This is a genomic window from Borreliella valaisiana VS116 (genome assembly GCF_000170955.2).
Classification (GTDB): Bacteria; Spirochaetota; Spirochaetia; order Borreliales; family Borreliaceae; genus Borreliella; species Borreliella valaisiana.
Genome location: NZ_ABCY02000001.1, coordinates 567,429 through 585,545 on the forward strand (window position 1 = coordinate 567,429; position 18,117 = coordinate 585,545).

The 18,117-nt window shown below is 28.4% G+C and carries 17 protein-coding genes and 1 tRNA gene; 13 read left to right on the forward strand and 5 right to left on the reverse strand.

Annotated elements, in window-relative coordinates; genetic code table 11:
- Positions 1-44: 44 nt before the first annotated feature.
- From BVAVS116_RS02755 to crr, 6 genes are all read left to right on the forward strand, one after another.
- Positions 45-1,907 carry a hypothetical protein gene (locus BVAVS116_RS02755; RefSeq protein WP_006068669.1) on the forward strand — a complete coding sequence of 621 codons (1,863 nt, stop codon included), beginning with the start codon at positions 45-47 and terminating at the stop codon, positions 1,905-1,907.
- Positions 1,894-2,361, forward strand: coding sequence for a hypothetical protein (locus BVAVS116_RS02760; RefSeq protein ID WP_006068511.1), 468 nt, complete (start codon positions 1,894-1,896; stop codon positions 2,359-2,361). The genes BVAVS116_RS02755 and BVAVS116_RS02760 overlap by 14 nt, the downstream gene beginning before the upstream one ends.
- Complete coding sequence (locus BVAVS116_RS02765) at positions 2,354-3,223, forward strand: FAD binding domain-containing protein (protein WP_006068226.1); 870 nt, start codon at positions 2,354-2,356, stop codon at positions 3,221-3,223. The genes BVAVS116_RS02760 and BVAVS116_RS02765 overlap by 8 nt, the downstream gene beginning before the upstream one ends.
- A gap of 136 nt (positions 3,224-3,359) precedes the next feature.
- Positions 3,360-3,620: an HPr family phosphocarrier protein gene (locus BVAVS116_RS02770; RefSeq protein WP_006068335.1), complete on the forward strand. Its 261-nt coding sequence runs from the start codon at positions 3,360-3,362 to the stop codon at positions 3,618-3,620.
- A gap of 20 nt (positions 3,621-3,640) precedes the next feature.
- Positions 3,641-5,362 carry a phosphoenolpyruvate--protein phosphotransferase gene (ptsP, locus tag BVAVS116_RS02775; protein ID WP_006068407.1) on the forward strand — a complete coding sequence of 574 codons (1,722 nt, stop codon included), beginning with the start codon at positions 3,641-3,643 and terminating at the stop codon, positions 5,360-5,362.
- 2 nt (positions 5,363-5,364) lie between these two features.
- Positions 5,365-5,934, forward strand: coding sequence for a PTS glucose transporter subunit IIA (gene crr, locus BVAVS116_RS02780; RefSeq protein WP_006068502.1), 570 nt, complete (start codon positions 5,365-5,367; stop codon positions 5,932-5,934).
- Between the two features lie 36 nt (positions 5,935-5,970).
- On the opposite strand, the gene htpG is transcribed toward crr, so the two are convergent.
- Positions 5,971-7,821, reverse strand: a complete 1,851-nt coding sequence (htpG, locus tag BVAVS116_RS02785) for a molecular chaperone HtpG (protein ID WP_006068705.1) — start codon at positions 7,819-7,821, stop codon at positions 5,971-5,973.
- A gap of 112 nt (positions 7,822-7,933) precedes the next feature.
- Here htpG and gnd point away from each other — a divergent pair, with 112 nt between their 5' ends.
- Positions 7,934-9,328 (forward strand): decarboxylating NADP(+)-dependent phosphogluconate dehydrogenase, encoded by a 1,395-nt coding sequence (gnd, locus tag BVAVS116_RS02790; RefSeq protein ID WP_006068940.1) that lies wholly within the window; start codon positions 7,934-7,936, stop codon positions 9,326-9,328.
- A 21-nt stretch (positions 9,329-9,349) separates the two neighbouring features.
- On the opposite strand, the gene BVAVS116_RS02795 is transcribed toward gnd, so the two are convergent.
- The 3 genes from BVAVS116_RS02795 to BVAVS116_RS02805 form a co-directional block, all read right to left on the reverse strand.
- Complete coding sequence (locus BVAVS116_RS02795; protein WP_006068841.1) at positions 9,350-9,889, reverse strand: DUF3996 domain-containing protein; 540 nt, start codon at positions 9,887-9,889, stop codon at positions 9,350-9,352.
- Positions 9,890-10,037: 148 nt separating this feature from the next.
- On the reverse strand, positions 10,038-10,556 hold the full coding sequence (locus tag BVAVS116_RS02800) for a DUF3996 domain-containing protein (protein ID WP_006068211.1): 519 nt from the start codon (positions 10,554-10,556) through the stop codon (positions 10,038-10,040).
- A 63-nt stretch (positions 10,557-10,619) separates the two neighbouring features.
- Entirely contained in the window at positions 10,620-11,204 is a 585-nt protein-coding gene (locus tag BVAVS116_RS02805) for a BAPKO_0422 family outer member beta-barrel protein (protein WP_006068201.1), read from the reverse strand.
- Between the two features lie 207 nt (positions 11,205-11,411).
- Between BVAVS116_RS02805 and BVAVS116_RS02810 the strand changes: the two genes are divergently transcribed.
- The 6 genes from BVAVS116_RS02810 to BVAVS116_RS02835 are packed head-to-tail and all read left to right on the forward strand — an operon-like array spanning position 11,412 to position 17,841.
- Positions 11,412-11,954 (forward strand): chemotaxis protein CheW, encoded by a 543-nt coding sequence (locus BVAVS116_RS02810; protein ID WP_006068255.1) that lies wholly within the window; start codon positions 11,412-11,414, stop codon positions 11,952-11,954.
- A 12-nt stretch (positions 11,955-11,966) separates the two neighbouring features.
- A complete protein-coding gene (locus BVAVS116_RS02815) occupies positions 11,967-12,278 on the forward strand; it encodes an STAS domain-containing protein (protein WP_002557154.1) in 312 nt (103 codons plus the stop codon).
- 15 nt (positions 12,279-12,293) lie between these two features.
- Positions 12,294-14,432: a chemotaxis protein CheA gene (locus BVAVS116_RS02820; protein WP_006068829.1), complete on the forward strand. Its 2,139-nt coding sequence runs from the start codon at positions 12,294-12,296 to the stop codon at positions 14,430-14,432.
- Between the two features lie 58 nt (positions 14,433-14,490).
- On the forward strand, positions 14,491-15,648 hold the full coding sequence (locus BVAVS116_RS02825) for a CheB methylesterase domain-containing protein (RefSeq protein ID WP_006068930.1): 1,158 nt from the start codon (positions 14,491-14,493) through the stop codon (positions 15,646-15,648).
- 2 nt (positions 15,649-15,650) lie between these two features.
- A complete protein-coding gene (locus BVAVS116_RS02830) occupies positions 15,651-17,426 on the forward strand; it encodes a BB0569 family chemotaxis protein (RefSeq protein ID WP_006068761.1) in 1,776 nt (591 codons plus the stop codon).
- A gap of 40 nt (positions 17,427-17,466) precedes the next feature.
- Positions 17,467-17,841 (forward strand): response regulator, encoded by a 375-nt coding sequence (locus BVAVS116_RS02835; protein ID WP_002557158.1) that lies wholly within the window; start codon positions 17,467-17,469, stop codon positions 17,839-17,841.
- A 186-nt stretch (positions 17,842-18,027) separates the two neighbouring features.
- On the opposite strand, the gene BVAVS116_RS02840 is transcribed toward BVAVS116_RS02835, so the two are convergent.
- Positions 18,028-18,111, reverse strand: a tRNA-Leu gene (locus tag BVAVS116_RS02840).
- Between the last annotated feature and the right edge of the window lie 6 nt (positions 18,112-18,117).

Here is an 18,117-nt window from a genome sequence, read left to right on the forward strand (position 1 = left end):
GTTATTGCTGATTTAATTTTTTTGTTTAGTTGGAGTTTGTTAATTTGACAAATGTGGATGCATGTGAATTTTGGGCTTTGCCGGTTTGTTGCAATGTTAAAGATTCTTTTATTGAAGATTTTAGTTTTGTAGATGAACATTTAGGTTCAATTTTTAGTATCAGTTATAAAGACAATATAACCTTAAAGTTTAGAGATTTTGTTGATTCTAATGAATTTAATTTAAAGCTTTTTGATAATAAAATAAGTTTTGAAGGTCAAATTCCCTTGGTTTTGTATTCAGATAATTTGGATTATTTACTAAAAGCAGAAAAAAGTGTTCTTTTTAATCTAAGAATTGATGATGGGAGTAATAATTATTCTTCTGGATTTGAAAATAAAGAATCTGAAACTTGCAATGCTTTGAATGCTTGTTATAAATTTAGTGATTACAATAGTTTTTCAGACGACTTTATTTTAGTTAAAATATTTTTTGATTCTGAAAATTTAATTATTGATGCTAACGTAGACAATATTTCTTTTTTAAAATTTTTTATTAGTGAAAATTTTGGTGTTAATAAAGACAAAATAAAAATCAATTCTATTAATAATTACTGGTCTAGTTCTATTTTTCCTATTTCTTTTAATGCAATTTTGCAAGGTATTGTAATATCAAAAAAAATTAATAAAAAGGTTAATGTTGTTTATTACAAAAGGCATTTTGGAATTTTAAATAATTTAAATTTAACTTTTTCAGTTTCTAATTGCTTATTGGGAGATAATAAGCTTTCAAAGATTATTTTAAGAGTTGCAATAAATAGACCTTTAAATTTTTTATATAAGTTTTATTTTAAATTTATTAATAATATTTTTAAAAATTTGTTTTTTGATGGGTTTTTAGAATTTTTTTTTGTTGAGAATAAAAGTGATTACATATTTTTTTATGATAATCTTTTGGCATTTGAGACTTCTGTTTATAATTTTATTTATTCCAATTTTTATAATCTTGCTTTAGCAATGTCTTGTGAACCAATAGGTTATTTGCTTACTCAAATTAAAGGTGACTATAGCAGTTTTTTTAAAATTTTTAAAAAGTTAGATTTAAAGAATTCTTTGATAAAAAAATCTTCTGTTTTAAGTTTTAAAAAGAATTACAATATTTTTGATACTAGTCGCAGGGGAGTTGGTTTTGCGTATTTAAATTCAAACTCTTATTTTTTAGGTGAAGAGCAATACGTTGTTGCTTTCTTATATAAGGACGGATTAAATATCTTTTTACCCTACAGTATTATTGACAACAATTTAAGCAACTATTTGAAAAATAGTTTAGCAAAAACATTGAGCTTGGCCTATAATAGTATAAAATTTTTTATAGATGAGAGTGTATTAGATTTTGATAATTTTTATAGTCTTCTTTTTAAAGATCCTTATTTGATTGAAAAAGCAATTTTAAGCATTAAGGATAATTTTTCTTCTTTGGTAAGTACAGACCTTGTAAATGAATATCCTGTTATTTTTAAAGAAAAAATAGCTGTTGATTATGTTAATGATTGTATACTTGGGTGTTCTGTTGAGCTTAAATTTGAATTTTATTCTCTTAGTGCTGTTTTTAGCAATGTAAGCTTTTTTGTAGAGCAAGGCAAATTTGCTAAGCTTAAGTTAAATAACAAAAGAATTCATACAATATTTGGGTTAGCGGTTGATTATGTATTTTGCAGTGCTAATGTAAATTGCGACATTAAAGATTGTTTAAGCTTAGAGTTTATTGAAGATGGTGAGTTTGTTTTTTCTTTTAGAAGTTTTTTTATCGTTTCTGTTTCTGCAATTCGAGCTGCCTTGATTCAGATGTTTGATTTTAATACAAGTAGCACGCCTCTTGATTTTGAAGAAATTTTAAATAGCTGGAGTGTAAAAATTGATATTAATTAATTTCAATTTAAATGGGGAAAGTATTTCAAAAAAGATTAGTCTTTCTTTGGCGACTAGAAATCTTTTGGAATCTATTTTTTTTGCTAAGAGTAGTAGTTTGGAGTATATTATTAATAACAGATTTTTTTTAATTTTGTTGGATTCTAGACTTGTTTATTCTAATTTAATTCCTGCGTTTATTTTAAATGGTCGTAGTGTAGTTACTCTTGAAGGACTTAAAAAAAAAAGTTTTTATCAGCACATGCAAAAGATTTTATTAGAAGACGATTTTAATTTTTGTAACAATTGTTTTGAATCCAATGTTTTGTTGTTTTATTACTTTTTGGAAAACAAGATTGTAAGCAAATCAAATATTTTAGGCTATAGAAATTCATTAAAATGTAATTGTATGGATGTTAATACTTTTTTATCTCTCTATTTGAAAGCTGAAGAGTTGTACAGAAAAAATGGTTAATGTTAAGGTTTATTATCCTGAAAGTTTTAATATACTATCTAATTTATTTAACAAAAATCTAAATAATTATATCATTTATAATGAGCTAGATTTTAAAAAAAATCCCGATTTATTTAATAGAGAAACACCCATTGATAATTTTTTTTTGGTTGGTAATTTTGAAAAATTTAATAAAGTGTCTTTAAGGGGCAATTTTCTCGAGATGGGACCGTGTGTTACTTACAACGAGATACTTCAGATTGGTAAGCAAAATATTCCAAGTTTGCTTTATGAATTTATTTCAAAATTTAATGATAAAATTTATCTAAATAGCATTAATCTTGCAAATGGTTTTTATTATAAAAACACCATTTTTGATATTTATCCTTTATTGTTAAGCCTTGATGCTCAGATTGAGTTTAAAAATGTTTTGACCAAAAAAACTTATGTTTTTAGTTCTTATAATTTAAATAGAGCTGAGTATATTGCAAGCCGAAATACTGTTCTTGTTACTAAATTTAAATTTCCAATGATGAATCTATGGAACAGAAGCTTTTATCATAAAGTATTTTTTAATACCTCATCTTTTGACATTTTAGAAGAAACGGACATTATCTTTATATGCATTCTTTTAAACATAAAAAGAGATATTATAAATGATTTTTTATTAAAAATATTTTATGATGATAAGGTGATCGTCATAAAGGATTTTCAGATTTTACTTTTAAACAAATCCTTGCCACTTTCATTTTCTGAAATAGAAAATTCTCTTAAAATGTTGGATAAAAATATAAGAGATTCTAAAAATTTTAATATGGGAGAGAGAAATTTAAAGCTAATAAAGAATTTTTATTTAGATATATTAATGAGTTTTAGTTTTTAATGATCCAAATAAGTTTAATTACTATATTTATTATGCTATATTTCTTATATAAAGGAAATATATAATTTATTTTTATGTATTATAATGTAAAAAGTTAATCAAAAAATAATATTCATAATGAGGGGTTTCTGTACTTATGGTAAAAAAAGAAGCAATTATTAAAGCTATAAATGGTTTACATGTTAGGCCTGCATCAACTTTTGTAAAAAAAGCTAAAGAATATTCTAGCGAGATAACAATAGAATCTGATGGAAAATCTGTTAGTGGTAAGAGTTTATTCAGGCTTCAAACTTTGGAATTGTCATCGGGTAAAAAGCTTTTGATATGTGCTGAGGGTGAGGATGAGGAGATTGCTGCTACAGAGCTTGCAAAGCTTATCGAATCTTTTAAGGAATGAATTTTAGAGGTATTTAAGTTATGACTTTATCGGGTAAAAGAATATCTAAAGGGATAGGCATTGGAGAAGTTCTTTGTATTAGAAAAAATTTTGATAAAATTGTAAGTAGAGAAAAAATTGACTTTTCTCAAGTTGATAGCGAGATATCGAAATTCAATAAAGCCAAATCAAAAGCAATTGAAGCGCTTAAAGATCTTGAGAGAAAAGCTGTGCTTCAATTTGGAGATGATAAAAAGGGTATTTTTGAAGGTCAAGTGTTGATCGTTGAAGACGATGAATTTTCTGAGCTTGTTATTGAGTTTATTACAAAGGAAAATTATAGCGCTGCTTATTCTATTTATTTGGCGTTTGAAAATTTGGTTAAAAGTGTAGAAGACTATAAAGATCCTTATTTAAAAGAAAGAGCTTCTGATTATAAGGACATTAGAAATAGATTAATTTCTATTATTTTAGGTCAAGTAACCGATTTTTCTGAAATTAATAAAGATGTTATTCTTGTTACCGAGGAATTAACTCCATCTGATACCATGCAATTTGACTTAAATTATGTTAAAGGTTTTTTAACTGCCGTTGGGGGAGAAACTTCTCATGCTGCTATTTTGGCAAGAACAATGGGTCTTCCAGCGCTTGTTATGACTTTATTAGATATTAATGCTTTAAATGATGGTGATAAGATAGTCATTGATGCAATATCTTCTATTGTTATTAAAAATCCTTCTTCTGATGAGCTTAATCTTTATGAGAAGAAGATTTTGCGTCAAATAGAGATGGAAAAAGAGCTTTTTTCTTTAAAAGATAAAGATGCTGAAACAAAAGATGGCGTAAAAGTGTTTTTAAAGGCAAATATTGGAACACCTGTTGATATTGCCTATGTTAATAAATATGGTGTTGAAGGAATAGGTCTTTTTAGAACAGAATTCTTATATATGAAATCTTTGCAACCCCCAACAGAAGATGAGCAGTTTGAAACTTATAAGAGAGTTGTAGATACAATGGAAAAAAAAGGGGTTGTTACAATTCGTACTCTTGATGTTGGTGGGGATAAGGAAATTCCCTATCTTAATTTTAAGAAAGAGGAAAATCCCTTTTTGGGCTTTAGGGCACTTAGGATGTATAAGGAATATGAAGAATTGATCCAAGCACAGTTTAATGCTATTTTTAGAGCTAGTCATTATGGGAAGATAAGGGTAATGGTGCCTATGCTTACCAGATATGAAGAGATTGAAACGATCGAATATTTTGTGAATAATGCAAAAATCAATTTAAAGTCTAGAGGTTTGCCTTTTGATGAAAATTTGGAGGTGGGTTGTATGATAGAAGTTCCTTCTGCAGCTTTAATTTCTTCTAAACTTGCTAATAAATTGAAATTTTTTAGTATAGGAACGAATGATTTAACCCAATATGTTTTAGCTGTTGATCGTGGCAATCAAAAAATATCAAATTTATATGATAAGTATAATCCTGCTGTGTTGAAATTAATCAAAAAGGTTCTTGACGATGGAATTAGTTCTGGAATTGATGTATCTGTTTGTGGCGAGCTTGGTGGAGATGATGCTGGAGCGTTACTTCTTGTGGGTCTTGGATTTAGGTCTTTGAGTATGATTCCTAGTGCTACACTTAGAATTAAATATTTGCTTAAAAAGTATACAATAAAGGAATTGGAAGAATTGGCAAATAGGGTTTTAAATAGCGATTCTGAGCAAGAAACTTTAAGTTATTTTGATAAATTTATAGGAGATTAGTTATGGGGTTTTTAGATTTTTTTAAAAAAACCGCTACATTGGATTTGATTGCTCCGATTAGTGGAAAAGTTATGTCAATTGATAAGGTTCCCGATGAAGCGTTTGCTGAAAAAATAGTTGGTGATGGAATTGCAATTCTTCCAACAAGTAATGAGTTGCTAGCGCCTTGTGATGGTAAAATAGGTAAAATTTTTAAAACTAATCATGCCTTTAGCCTTGAAACTAAAGAAGGTGTTGAAATTTTTGTCCATTTTGGAATTAATACTCTTAATTTAAATGGCAAGGGTTTTACAAGAGTCGCTGAAGAAGGCGTTAATGTTAAACAAGGTGAAGTTATTATTAGGCTCGATCTTGAATATTTAAAAGAGCATTCAGAATCCGTTATTACCCCAGTTGTTATTGCAAATTCTGATGAAGTTTCAAGTATAGAATATTCTTTTGGAAAGCTTGAAAATGAGACTGAATATATTTTGTTGTCGTCAACTGTTTTGACAGAAGAAATTAGACATAAAATATCTCAAACAAAGCCTGTTATAGCAGGCAAAGATTTAGTGTTGCGAGTTAAAAAGTAAAAAGAGAGAGCTTAAAGCTCTCTCTTTTATTTTAAATCATAACAAGTCTTTTTCTAAAAATTCGTTTATTATGTTTATGAATTTTCCTGGATTTTTGCTAGGCATTCCTGAAGTTAGCATAGCTTCCTCAAAAAGGAGTATGCTTATTTTTTCTAATTTTTCAGGCTCTAGATTTTTTAAATTTTGGACTATTTTATTATTAGGGTTTAATTCAAGTATTGGTTTAATTTCTTTTACTTCTTGTCCCATTGATAGCATGATTTTCTGCATTTGATAAGTTGGATCATTGCTATCAACAATTATTGCTGAAGGTTCTTTTATTAATGTTGCCGAAAGATTTACTTCTTTTATGTGGTCCTTAAGGATTTCTTTTACTTTTGTAAGAATATCTTTGAACTCTTCTTCAATTTTTTTGAAATTTTCATCTTTTAATTCATTACTAGTTTCATTTTTGTTTATTGCTTTTAATTTTAATCCTTCGTATTCTGGAATTAGATTTAAAATAGCCTCATCAAGTTCATCGTCCATGATTAGAATTTCAAATCCTTTTTCTTTATAAGCGTTTACTATTGGATTTTCTTTTAATATATTTTCTTTGCCGCCTGTTATATAGTAAATGCTTTTTTGGCTTTCATTCATTCTTTCTTTGTACTCTTTAAAAGATACAAATCCATCTACGCTTGAAGATTTAAATCTTATTAATGAGATAAGCTTTTCTCTGTTTTCAAAGTCAGAATAAACACCTTCTTTAATACATCTTCCAAATTCTTTAGAAAACTCTGAAAATTTTTCAGGACTTTTTTTGCTAAGCTTTTCAAGCTCGCTTAGTATTTTTTTTACAGAAGATGATTTGATTTTAGACAAAATTTTATTTTGTTGTAAAATCTCTCTACTTACATTGAGCGGTAAATCTTGACAGTCTATAATTCCTTTTATAAATCTTAGATAGTTTGGAAGCAAACTGCCTTCAGAATCTGTAATAAAGATTCTATTTATAAATAGCTTTACCCCGGGTTTAGTGTTTGGATAATATAAATCATAAGGAGCTTTACTTGGAATATAAAATAAATTGGTATATTCTAAATTTCCTTCAGCTTTTGTATGAATATGCAGTAATGGATTTTCATAATCAAAGGTTGTATTTTTGTAAAATTCATTGTATTCTTCTGCTTTAATTTCGTTTTTATTTTTTGTCCAAAGAGCAGTGGTTTCATTTAATTTTTCTTCTTTTTCTTCTATTCCTTCTTGTTTGCCGTCCTTCATTATAGGTTCGCTGTATTTTATATAAATAGGATAATTTATGTGATTTGAATATTTTTTAATAATTTCTTGAATTTTCCATTTATTAGCGTATTCAAGTCCTTCTTTATTAAGATAAAGCTTTATTTCTGTGCCGTAATCTTCTTTTTTTGCTTTTTCTATTTCATACCCTGTTTTGCCATCGCTAGACCAAATATAAGCATCGCTTTCTAGTGCTTTTTTTGATGTAACTTCTACTTTTTCTGATACTATGAATGCGCTGTAAAATCCAACTCCAAACTGACCAATTAGATTTGCAGATTTTTTTTCATCTTGTTTTAAATTATTAATAAATTCTTTAGTTCCTGATTTTGCAATGACACCAAGATGATTAGTTAAATCTTCTTCATTCATTCCGATTCCATTATCTTTAATTAGGATACTTTTATCATCAAATGTTATTTCTATTTTTGGTTCTAAAGCAATGTTTTTGAATTTTTCATTTGTCAAGCTTAAAAACTTGAGTTTATCAATAGCGTCAGATGCATTTGACACCAATTCTCTTAAAAATATTTCTTTATGAGAGTAAAGAGAGTGAATGATTAAATAAAGTAAGTCATTTACTTCTGTATCAAATTGTTTTTTCATGCAAATTTTCCTTTTCAATTTAATCTTTACTTTTTTTATAATATAACATAATCTAAAAATAATAAATAAAATAATTTGTTTAAAATAGAAAATTAGAATCAAGGAGAATGCAATGGATGTAGGAATTTATGGTCTTGGTGTTATGGGCGGTAATTTAGCTCTAAATATTGCTGATAACGGTTTTAATGTTTCTGTTTACAATAGAGATAGTGAAAAAACTGAAATTTTTGTTAAACAAAATTCTCATAAAAAGATAAATGGCTTTAAAGATGTTGAATCTTTTGTTAAAAGTTTAAAAACTCCAAGAAAAATCATCTTAATGGTGACAAGTTCGGCTGTAGAAAATGTTGTTGAACAAATGTTACCCTTTATGAATAAATCGGATATAATTATTGATGGTGGAAATTCTCATTATAAGAGTACAATGAGATTGGAAAAAGAATTGTTTGCTAAAGACATTTATTTCGCAGGACTTGGAATTTCTGGAGGAGAGAGAGGAGCAAGGTTTGGTCCTGCGCTAATGTATGGAGGAAGTAAATCGGCTTATGAAATTCTTGAGCCCATGCTAAATAAAATTGCAGCTAAAACCAAAAACAATGATGTGTGTTCGGCTTATATTGGAGAGAATGGTTCTGGACACTATGTTAAAATGATACATAATGGGGTGGAATACGCTGATATGCAGCTTATCAGCGAAGTTTATTTTTTCATGAAAAAAGCTTTCAATTTAGATAATTCAAAAATTGCTGAAGTTTTTGAAAAGTGGAATGAGGGTGATCTTTCAGGGTATTTGCTAGAAATAACTTCTAAGATTCTTAAGTATAAGGAAAATAATGAATATTTAGTTGATAAGATTTTAGATGTTGCAAATCAAAAAGGCACTGGTGTTTGGACATCTATTGATGCTCTTGAATTTAGTATGCCTGTAAATTTAATTATTGAATCTGTTTTTTCAAGATTTATGTCGGGGTTAAAACACGAAAGGATTATTGCTAGTGATTTGCTTAAGATGGATACTGCTTCTTTTGAGTTTGAGCTTAGTGATTGGATTTTAGATCTTTATTATGCTCTTTTAGTTTCAAAAATAGTAGCTTATGCTCAAGGGTTTATGATGCTTAAGACTGCATCTGTGAATTATAGTTGGGATTTAAATTTGGGTAAAATTTCTTTAATTTGGAGAGAAGGTTGTATTATTCGTAGCAGCTTTTTAGATAAAATTAAATTGGCTTATGATAAAAATCCCCATCTTATTAATTTGCTTTTCGATGATTATTTTTTAGATTTGTTAAAAAATAATCACAAATCTTTGAGAAGAATAATTTCAAAAGCTAGTGAAATTGGTATTCCTTTGCCAGCATTTTATGCTAGCCTTTCGTTTTTAGATTCTTATTCTACCAATTATTTGCCTTCTAACCTAATTCAAGCACAAAGAGACTTTTTTGGTGCTCATTCTTTTGAAAGATTAGACTCAAAACGAGGTGAATTTTTTCATAGTGTTTGGCAATAAAATTTAATATAGTGTGTGAATTTAGATATAGTACTTAGCAAATATTCCCCCAGCAAAGTTTGATTTTATTCCTGAGTAGGTTCTGTGATGTGCAAGGGATCTTGTGTTTGAGATGAATTCAACTGAGGGTGCTATTTTTATACCTATTTCTAAATTTTCTGTAATGTCGTAAAAAATAGCCATTGGCATTCTTATCCCAAATCCCAATTCTATATTTATTAATTTGGATGTGTGAGACGATAGGCTTAGATTTCCTCCTATTCCAATTCCCAAATTTAAATTTTTTATTAAAGATATTGTAAAAATGAAATCAAGTACTGCTAATGCGAATAAATTAAAATCATAAAATTTTGATTCAAGTTTAAAGCCCGATAAATTTATTCCATTGCTACCGCCATAGCCTATTTCAAAGTCAATGAAAGGAAATGACATTATTAAGTTGATAATTGGATTTCCAATACTTGCTCCAAAGCCAATACCCCTATTTAAATATGAATTTTTTGCAAAACCATTTGTAGATATATTTGCAATCATGATGGATAGTATTAAGATTTTTTTCACCATTGTCTCCCAAATTTTGTCTTATTATTATTATAATATTTTATTTTTGAATTTAAAAACAATAAAAACCTTTGACCATTTAAATTTTGTATTTAAGCTTTTTTGAGTGGTTTGATTTTTTACAATTGTTTTTTTAAATAATTTTATTTTAAGTAAACCAGAATCTTAGTCCTAATCCTGCAAATACTTCCCATCTAAATCCAACTCCATTGCTCCAAATATTCATTCCAAGTCCCGGTGCTATTCTTAAAAACAAGTCGAATTTTTTCCTAAATACTGCAAGATTTAAAGCCAAAGGCAATCTTGCTCCAATGCTCATTGGTCCAGAGCCCGATTGACTACCACCAAATCTTGAAAACCATATTGTTCCATATCCCCCAGCTCCAACTGAAAAATCCAAAATGTTAGCAGCTCCTGGGAATGTATATATGTAGAAAATGTAGTCCAATGCTATAAACAGTGTTTTCCAGTCTGTAAATAAATTATTTACTCCACTGTAAAGACCAATGTCAAGATCAAAGTTCCCCAGATTAATGTGCAAAGCAATTGGTAATGGAAGTATAATTCCTGCTCCATATTTACCTCTTGCAGATTTTGTTGAATTAGCAAATCCCGAGATTGGTGCTAATAAAATAATAATTAACATAATAATTATTATTCTTCTCATTGTTTTTTACCTCCTAATTGCAACAATTTAGTTCAATAATTTTTTTTATCTAAAAAGTGAAAACTATATCTTAAGAGAACCTCTGATTCCAATAGAAAAGTTGCCTTTTATTGGGAATATTAAATTTTTGTTAGGCAATTGGCCAATAAAAATTGATGGCGTTGTTTTTATTATAATTTCAATAACGTCATAATAAGCTTCATATATTATTCCTAAGGGCAAACCTACTCCGATTTTATAGGTAATTCCAGAAAATCCATTTGTTAGAGTTGAGTTTGTAATTTTGCCTATTTCAAAAAATAGGCCAGATCCTAAGAAAAAGATAAAATTTGAATTTTTAATTCTTAAATTTAAGAACATATAGTCGAAATACGCTTTAAATAGCAGTACTATTGGTGATTTTGGGAAAAATTCCGAGATACTCAATATTGTTGCTCCTATTCCAATATCAAAGTTATTAATTCTAAATTCTATTGCAGTAGGGTAGGGCAGAATAAAGCCAAATTTTATTATGGGTTTTGGTTTCAAGCTGTCTATTTTTGGACTAATTGTACTGTTTTTAGATTTTTCGTTTGTGAAAATATTCTCAGCATTGAAAAATAATGTAATTATTATTAATAATCTGATTAATTTGTTTTCACTTTTCATTGTTAACTTTTTTGTGCGAAATTTAAATTAAACTACAACTTTATATCTATAAATTATAAGATAGAATTCTTCTAAAATTGTGCCTTTTATTGTTTATTGGAAATTAAATTTTAGTATTTCCAATTTGTATTTATGAATATATGCGGTAATATTAATCTTGACATTAGTATTCTATTTGCGATTTAAATTGCATTTAAAGGGGCGTTTATGGGCATAGATTCAGATATGCAAGATTCTTTAAGTCAGTATCTTTTATTTAGTTTGGACGAACTTTATGCCATTGAGATTAAGTATGTTGTTGAGGTTTTGGAATATACTAAGATATCAAAAATCCCAAGAACTCCCAGTTACATGGCAGGAATAATAAATAATAGGGGTAAAATCGTTCCAATAATTGATATTCGAAAACAATTTGGAATGAGTGATCGTGTTATTGATGAGGATGATAAAAAGAGAAATAAGGGAGTTAATATCTCAAATATTATCATATTGACTTTAGTTTATGAGGGAGATGAATTTAATCTTGGAATTTTGGTAGATTATGTCAATGAAGTTCTTGAATTAGATCCATTTAGCATTGATGATGCTCCTAAGATTGGATCGGGGTTTAATTCAAAATTTATTTCAGGAATTGGCAAGAGTAATGATAAGTTTATCATCATTTTAGATGTAGACAATTTATTTGACGTTAGAGAGCTTTCTAAATTTAGAAATACAACAATATATGATCCTGAACATCAGCAACAATAGGAGTTTTTAGTCATGATTTATAGGCCGGAAGGAGAGCTTGTAATAAACAGTATTTTTAAGGTAAAAGAAGATTTGTTGCATATTTTTAAAAAAATGAAAGAAGGGGATACTCTTATCATTGATCTTTCAAATGTTGAGAAAATAGATATTACTTTTATACAAATTTTGTATGCATCTAATAAATATGCTAAGAATAGAAATTTATTTGTAAAAATTGAGTATCCATCCGATGAGGTTTTAAGTTCATTAATATATGGCGGGTTTTTAGTAGACATTGAAGATGTTGATAGCTTTGATTTGGGACTTAATTTAGTTGGATTTTAGATTTAAGGAAAGCTTATGGATAGTAGTGATGTGATTGATAAATTTAAGAATTCCTTTAAGGAGGAATCAATAGAAAATATTTCAGATATTGAACAAGCACTTCTTAATCTTGAGTTAAGCTCAGATCAAGACATTGTTAATTCTATTTTTAGGAATTTACATACTATAAAGGGAAGTTCTGGTATGTTTGGCTTTAATTTTACAGCATCGCTTGTTCATGAAATAGAAACAGTTCTTGATGTTGTAAAAGATGGTAGAGCTACTTTCAATCAAGCTGCTATCGATGCTACTTTAATGTCTGTTGATTTTATTAGGGAGCTTATTGAAGGTGATGAAGTAATTTCTGAGCTTGATTTTGATAAGCGTAAGCAGTTTTTGGTAAATGAAATTAAAAAGGTTCTTGAGATTTCTAATGTTAAAGACGCTTTTCAAGAAACTTTAAAAAATGATTTTTCAAATCCTAATAACAGTTTTATTTTAGAAGATGTTAAAGTAAATTCAGACAATAAATTTGATGATGAGGCTTTACGATCTGAATTTAAGAGTTATAAAATCCTTTTTTCCCCTGCTAAGGGCATTTTGTTTCATGGGCATAAACCTATAAATTTATTGAGCAAGTTGATCAATTTGGGTAGTGGCCATGTGAAAGCCAAAGTAGATAACATTCCCGATTTAGAACTTATTTCTCCGGATAATGTTTATGTTGATTGGGAGATAAGGCTAGATACAGAAGAGAGCAGGGAGAGTATTGAAGATATTTTTGTATTTTTAGATTCTCAATCAAAAGTTGATATTCAAGAATTAGAGAAATGTTTTGAGGCGGATAAAGGCGATGGTGTAGGGCTTGAAAGTTTTAATTTATTGCACTTGGATAGAAGTATTAAAGATTCTGGTAATCTTACATTTAAAAAATCGGAATTTGCTGAAAAATCCTTTTTTAATGGAGATAAAAGTAGATTTAATGTTCAAGATGATACTGTTAGAAGCAAGGTTAATATTGCTAGTATTAAGGTAGATTCTAAAAAGCTTGACCATTTAGTAAATCTTGTTGGAGAACTTGTTACAATACAATCAAAACTTTCAAAAGAGGCTGAAAATAGGAATAGCAATGTTTTAAATTCAATATCAGCAGAATTTTCTTTACTGATTAATGAGCTTAGGGATTATACAACAGGTCTTAGAACAGTTCCTCTTGAAATTTTGTTTGTAAAATTTCAAAGGATAGTAAAAGATCTGTCTACTAGTCTTGGTAAGTCAATTGTTTATCGTGCTTATGGGGGCGATACTGTTCTTGATAAAAGTATTATTGAAAAGCTTAATGAACCTTTGGTTCATTTAATTCGCAACTCAATAGATCATGGAATTGAATCGCCTGAAGAGAGAGAAGGGTTGGGCAAAGATCCTAAAGGCATTATTAAGCTTTCAGCGTGTCAATCTGGGGATTCTGTTATTGTTATTATTGAGGATGATGGAAGAGGTCTTGATAAGAATAAAATACTTAAAAAGGCCATAGAGCGCAATATAATTTCTGACTCAGTTGCCAAGACTTTATCAGATATTGATGTTTATAATTTGATTTTTGAGCCCGGATTTTCAACCGCAAGTTCTGTTACTGATATATCAGGTCGTGGAGTTGGTATGGATGTTGTTAAGAAACAGGTCGAATCTCTAAGAGGGCATGTTGTACTTGAAAGTGAGCTTGGCAAATATACTAGAACCAAGTTAATTTTTCCATTAACATTAGCTATTATTGAGGGCTGGCTTGTCAGAGTAAAAGATGAGCATTTTATTGTTCCTCTTTCTAATGTTGAGTCTTGTTTAGAATCCAATAAGTTAATTTCTCAAATAGATGGGGTTGAGACTAAAAACAATGTAATGAATTATAGGGGCAGTATGATTAGTTTTATTCGACTTAGAGAGTTTTTTCAGGTTTCTAGCGAGAAGAGCTTTAATGAGCAAGTTGTTGTTGTGAATACAAATAGTGGTAAAATGGGGATTGTGGTTGACGAAGTTTTAGGGCAACATCAAACTGTTATAAAAGCTTTGGGTAAAATTTATTCTCGAGTAGAAGGGGTTTCTGGAGCTACTATACTTGGTGATGGAAGTTTGGCTTTAGTTGTTGATATAGATGCAATAACTAAGCTTATGAGATAAAAAAAAATCGAAAATACAGATTTTTGGTTTTAAAGGTTAAAAATATTAAAATATAACAATGAAGATATTAGTAATTGATATTCAAGGTCTTATAAAGCAGGTTTTTGTTAGAGCTTTTTCTAAAGATAATGATGTTGAAATATTGAATGCTGGTTTTAATTCTTTAAATCTTATTAATGTATTTTTACAAAAGTTCCCGGATTTAGTTATTATTGATGAAAATACGGCAAGATCTAGTTTTGGAAATTCTTTGAACAATGTTCTTAATAATATATCTCTTCCGGTTGTATTTATTGCACAAAATGAAATGTTTCCAAATTTTGGATATCTTGAGCAAAGTAAAGAAAAGGTTAAATTAATAATAAATAAGCTTAACTTTAAGCTTACAGTTGATTTATTTCGTAGTAAGTATTTAGCTTTAATTAAGCTTGAGTTGAAAAATTTAGGCAAAAATAAATTAATATCTTCTCATGAAGTTAAAAAGATTTATGCACCTGATTTTGATAATCATTCTAAAGTAGAGTTGAGAGAAAATAGTTTAGATGATTCAAGTATAAGAAAAAGTTATAGAGTTTGTGATGTTATTAATTTTGCTCCCAAAAATGATCCTGATGTTATTATTAAATACCAAGGTCTTCTCAATAAGAATAAAACTAGCAAAATTATTGTTGTAGGCTCTTCAACAGGTGGTACAGAGGCGTTAAGAATTTTTTTAAGCTCTTTTAAAAAAGATTCTCCACCAATTATTATTGTTCAACATATGCCGGGAGGATTTACAAAATCTTTTGCAAAAAACTTAAACAGTGAATTTAATATTGATATTAAAGAAGCTGAGGATGGAGACATTCTTCGTCCAGGCCTTGTAATAATTGCTAATGGAAGTTATCATTTGATTGTAAAGTATGGTAGTGGAAATTATTTTGTAAACTTATTAGATGGACCTCTTGTTAGTAGGCATAAGCCTTCTGTAAATGTACTTTTTAGGTCTGCTGCAATGTATGCAGGTTCTAATGCTATTGGAGTTATCCTTACAGGTATGGGAGATGATGGTGCTATTTGTATGCTTGAAATGAAAAAAAATGGTGCTTATACTGTTGCCCAAGATCAAGAAACTTCTGTTGTTTTTGGTATGCCAATGGAAGCTATAAAAATAGGAGCTGTAGACAAAATCCTTCCTATAAGCAAAATAGCTGATCATGTTCTGAGGAGATCTTAGTAATGGTTAATGAGAATAATGGTTTTTTTGATGCCAATGATTATTTGGCAACTTTATTTTATAAACTTGAATCTTTTGATGAGAGCGCAAGGCATATTTATTCAAATTTAAGCAAATCAATTCCCAAATTAATAGAAAAAATTTCTAAGGATTCTAAGGATTTATCTTTTAGTATTGACTTAATTTCTAATCTTGATCTTGATAATGATGCTTCTTTAAATAATTTCATAGCTAAGATTATAGGAGCATTAGATGATTTTGTTGCTTACTTTAATTCTTCAACAACTTCTCTTGAATCTCAGTTTACTGTAATACGAAGTAAGGTTAAAGATATAGAAATACTTGAAGATGTGATTGAAAAAATGAAAAAAAGCTCTCTTGATATGGAAATAATGTCTATTAATACTTTAACAGTTGCCATGAGAGCTGGGAAGGCTGGTGGAGCCTTTTCTTATATTACTAGTGAAATTAAGGTTTTAACTCAATCTATGATCAAGCAAGCAGATCAACTTACCAGCAAGGGGCGTGAAGTTAAAATTGGTTTAGATAGGGCTAAAAATCAAGTATATGAAAGCAATACGGCTGAAAATAAAATTCTTGAAGAATTTAGAAATAATTTAATGAAAAACATAGATGCCTTTTCAGATGGAATAGGAAGTGTTATTGCTCTTTACGATGATATTTTAAAGGTTTTATTGGAATTTAAGTTTAAACTTGTAAATTCTATTTCTTATCTTCAGTTCCAAGACAGGCTAACTCAATCTTTGCAACATTTAAATATTATGTATTCTAATATTGATGTTTTTAAGTTTAGAGATATAAGCGAGATTCAAAAATTAAAAATTTTATCAGTTTTTACTGATACATCAAAGGTTATAGTAAAAGATGTTCTTGAAAAGCTTGAAAAAAATTATACTGTTTTTGAAAAATTTATTGATACTTCTCTTAGTTCTATTCAAACTATTAACGATTTAAGGTCTGATAATTCTTTATATATAGATATTCCTAAAATAATAGAACAATTTTCTAGCATTTTGTCTGATCTGCTTAGAAGAATTGATGATGTTGAGAAGAACAATTCTAATTTTTTGAATTTATATTATGAACAGGTTAAGCTTATAAAATCATTAGAGTTAATGTTTTCAAATATTTCAGCTATTTCTGCTAGGTTTCAAAATATTAACATAGCTTCAAAGATAGAAGTGGTCAAAAGATCAGAGCTTAAAGCTATGGAAGGTAATATTTCGGAAATGTCAAAAATTATCAAAGAAATTGATTCTAATATTACTAAGGGAATAGAATTTTTAGATCAAATAATCTTTTTTCTTGAAAAAGTTGTTAAGGATTATGACAATAGATTTTATCTTGAAAAAAATTATTTTAATAAATTTAAAAAATTATTTATGGAAATTAAAAATGATATTCTAGATATTAAGAACATAGCTATCGATAATATTTTGTCTTATGAAGTTTTTTCAATTGAATTTATGGAAATATTTGAAGAAATGAAATTAGAAGTTTACAATGTTAGAAATTTGAAAAATTCTCTTTTGGATATAGACAACTTTTTAAGCAATATGGAAAGCAAAATAAATTTTAATCTTAATTTAGAGCTATCTAAAGTTGGAATTCAATCTGTTGAAATCGAAGATAAAGAATTTGTTAATAGAATTGCCAATCGATTTACTTTATTTGTTCATAAAAAACACTTGTTATCTTTGATAGAAGAAGCCAAGGATGTTCATTCCTTTGATGAAGGTAGTGTAATTTTGTTTTAATTTTTATATACTTTTTGGGAGGGTTTTAGGAGAAAATTAGATGAAAAAAAGAATTTTGGTTATTGATGACAATAGGGCAATAAGGCAAAGCGTTGCTTATATTTTAGAACAAAATGGTTTTGGAGTCTCAGAAGCAAAGGATGGTTTAGAAGGGGTTTTGAAGTTTAAAGAAGCAGTTGGGCAAGGAGATAAAGATTTTGATCTTGTTATTACAGATATCAATATGCCTAATTTAGACGGTATTGGTGTTATTAAGCAGATAAGAGAATTTGGTAGCTTTGTTCCCATACTCGTTCTTACTACTGAATCTGAACAATCTAAGGTTGATGAAGGTCGTAAAGCGGGTGCTACTGGTTGGCTTGTTAAGCCTTTTAATCCTGAAGCTTTAATGAAAACAATCTCAAAGATATTTTAAGTTTTTATTTGCAAATTAATTTTTGGACTTTAAAGTTTTATTATAAATTAAAATGATTTTCAATATGCTATTTTAGAATAAAGATAGCATATTGAAGGGAGTATTTTATTTATATTGCAATAATGTTAAATTTTATTAGTATAAATAATTTATGAAGTTAAATTTTGCTTAAAAAAGCAGTTAGAATACCGGTAGTCGGAGTCGAACCGACACGAAGTTACCCCCATCAGATTTTGAGTCTGACGCGTCTACCAATTCCGCCATACCGGCATTAAT

Excerpts from the sequence above, each read along its gene's own strand:
- gnd (WP_006068940.1), top strand. The coding sequence starts at position 7,934 with ATGGATGTAGGAATTTATGGTCTTGGTGTTATGGGCGGTAATTTAGCT.
- BVAVS116_RS02830 (WP_006068761.1), top strand. The coding sequence starts at position 15,651 with ATGGTTAATGAGAATAATGGTTTTTTTGATGCCAATGATTATTTGGCA.
- BVAVS116_RS02765 (WP_006068226.1), top strand. The coding sequence starts at position 2,354 with ATGGTTAATGTTAAGGTTTATTATCCTGAAAGTTTTAATATACTATCT.
- BVAVS116_RS02820 (WP_006068829.1), top strand. The coding sequence starts at position 12,294 with ATGGATAGTAGTGATGTGATTGATAAATTTAAGAATTCCTTTAAGGAG.
- htpG (WP_006068705.1), bottom strand. The coding sequence starts at position 7,821 with ATGAAAAAACAATTTGATACAGAAGTAAATGACTTACTTTATTTAATC.
- BVAVS116_RS02835 (WP_002557158.1), top strand. The coding sequence starts at position 17,467 with ATGAAAAAAAGAATTTTGGTTATTGATGACAATAGGGCAATAAGGCAA.
- BVAVS116_RS02770 (WP_006068335.1), top strand. The coding sequence starts at position 3,360 with ATGGTAAAAAAAGAAGCAATTATTAAAGCTATAAATGGTTTACATGTT.
- BVAVS116_RS02810 (WP_006068255.1), top strand. The coding sequence starts at position 11,412 with ATGGGCATAGATTCAGATATGCAAGATTCTTTAAGTCAGTATCTTTTA.
- crr (WP_006068502.1), top strand. The coding sequence starts at position 5,365 with ATGGGGTTTTTAGATTTTTTTAAAAAAACCGCTACATTGGATTTGATT.
- BVAVS116_RS02805 (WP_006068201.1), bottom strand. The coding sequence starts at position 11,204 with ATGAAAAGTGAAAACAAATTAATCAGATTATTAATAATAATTACATTA.
- BVAVS116_RS02825 (WP_006068930.1), top strand. The coding sequence starts at position 14,491 with ATGAAGATATTAGTAATTGATATTCAAGGTCTTATAAAGCAGGTTTTT.
- BVAVS116_RS02800 (WP_006068211.1), bottom strand. The coding sequence starts at position 10,556 with ATGAGAAGAATAATAATTATTATGTTAATTATTATTTTATTAGCACCA.
- BVAVS116_RS02815 (WP_002557154.1), top strand. The coding sequence starts at position 11,967 with ATGATTTATAGGCCGGAAGGAGAGCTTGTAATAAACAGTATTTTTAAG.
- ptsP (WP_006068407.1), top strand. The coding sequence starts at position 3,641 with ATGACTTTATCGGGTAAAAGAATATCTAAAGGGATAGGCATTGGAGAA.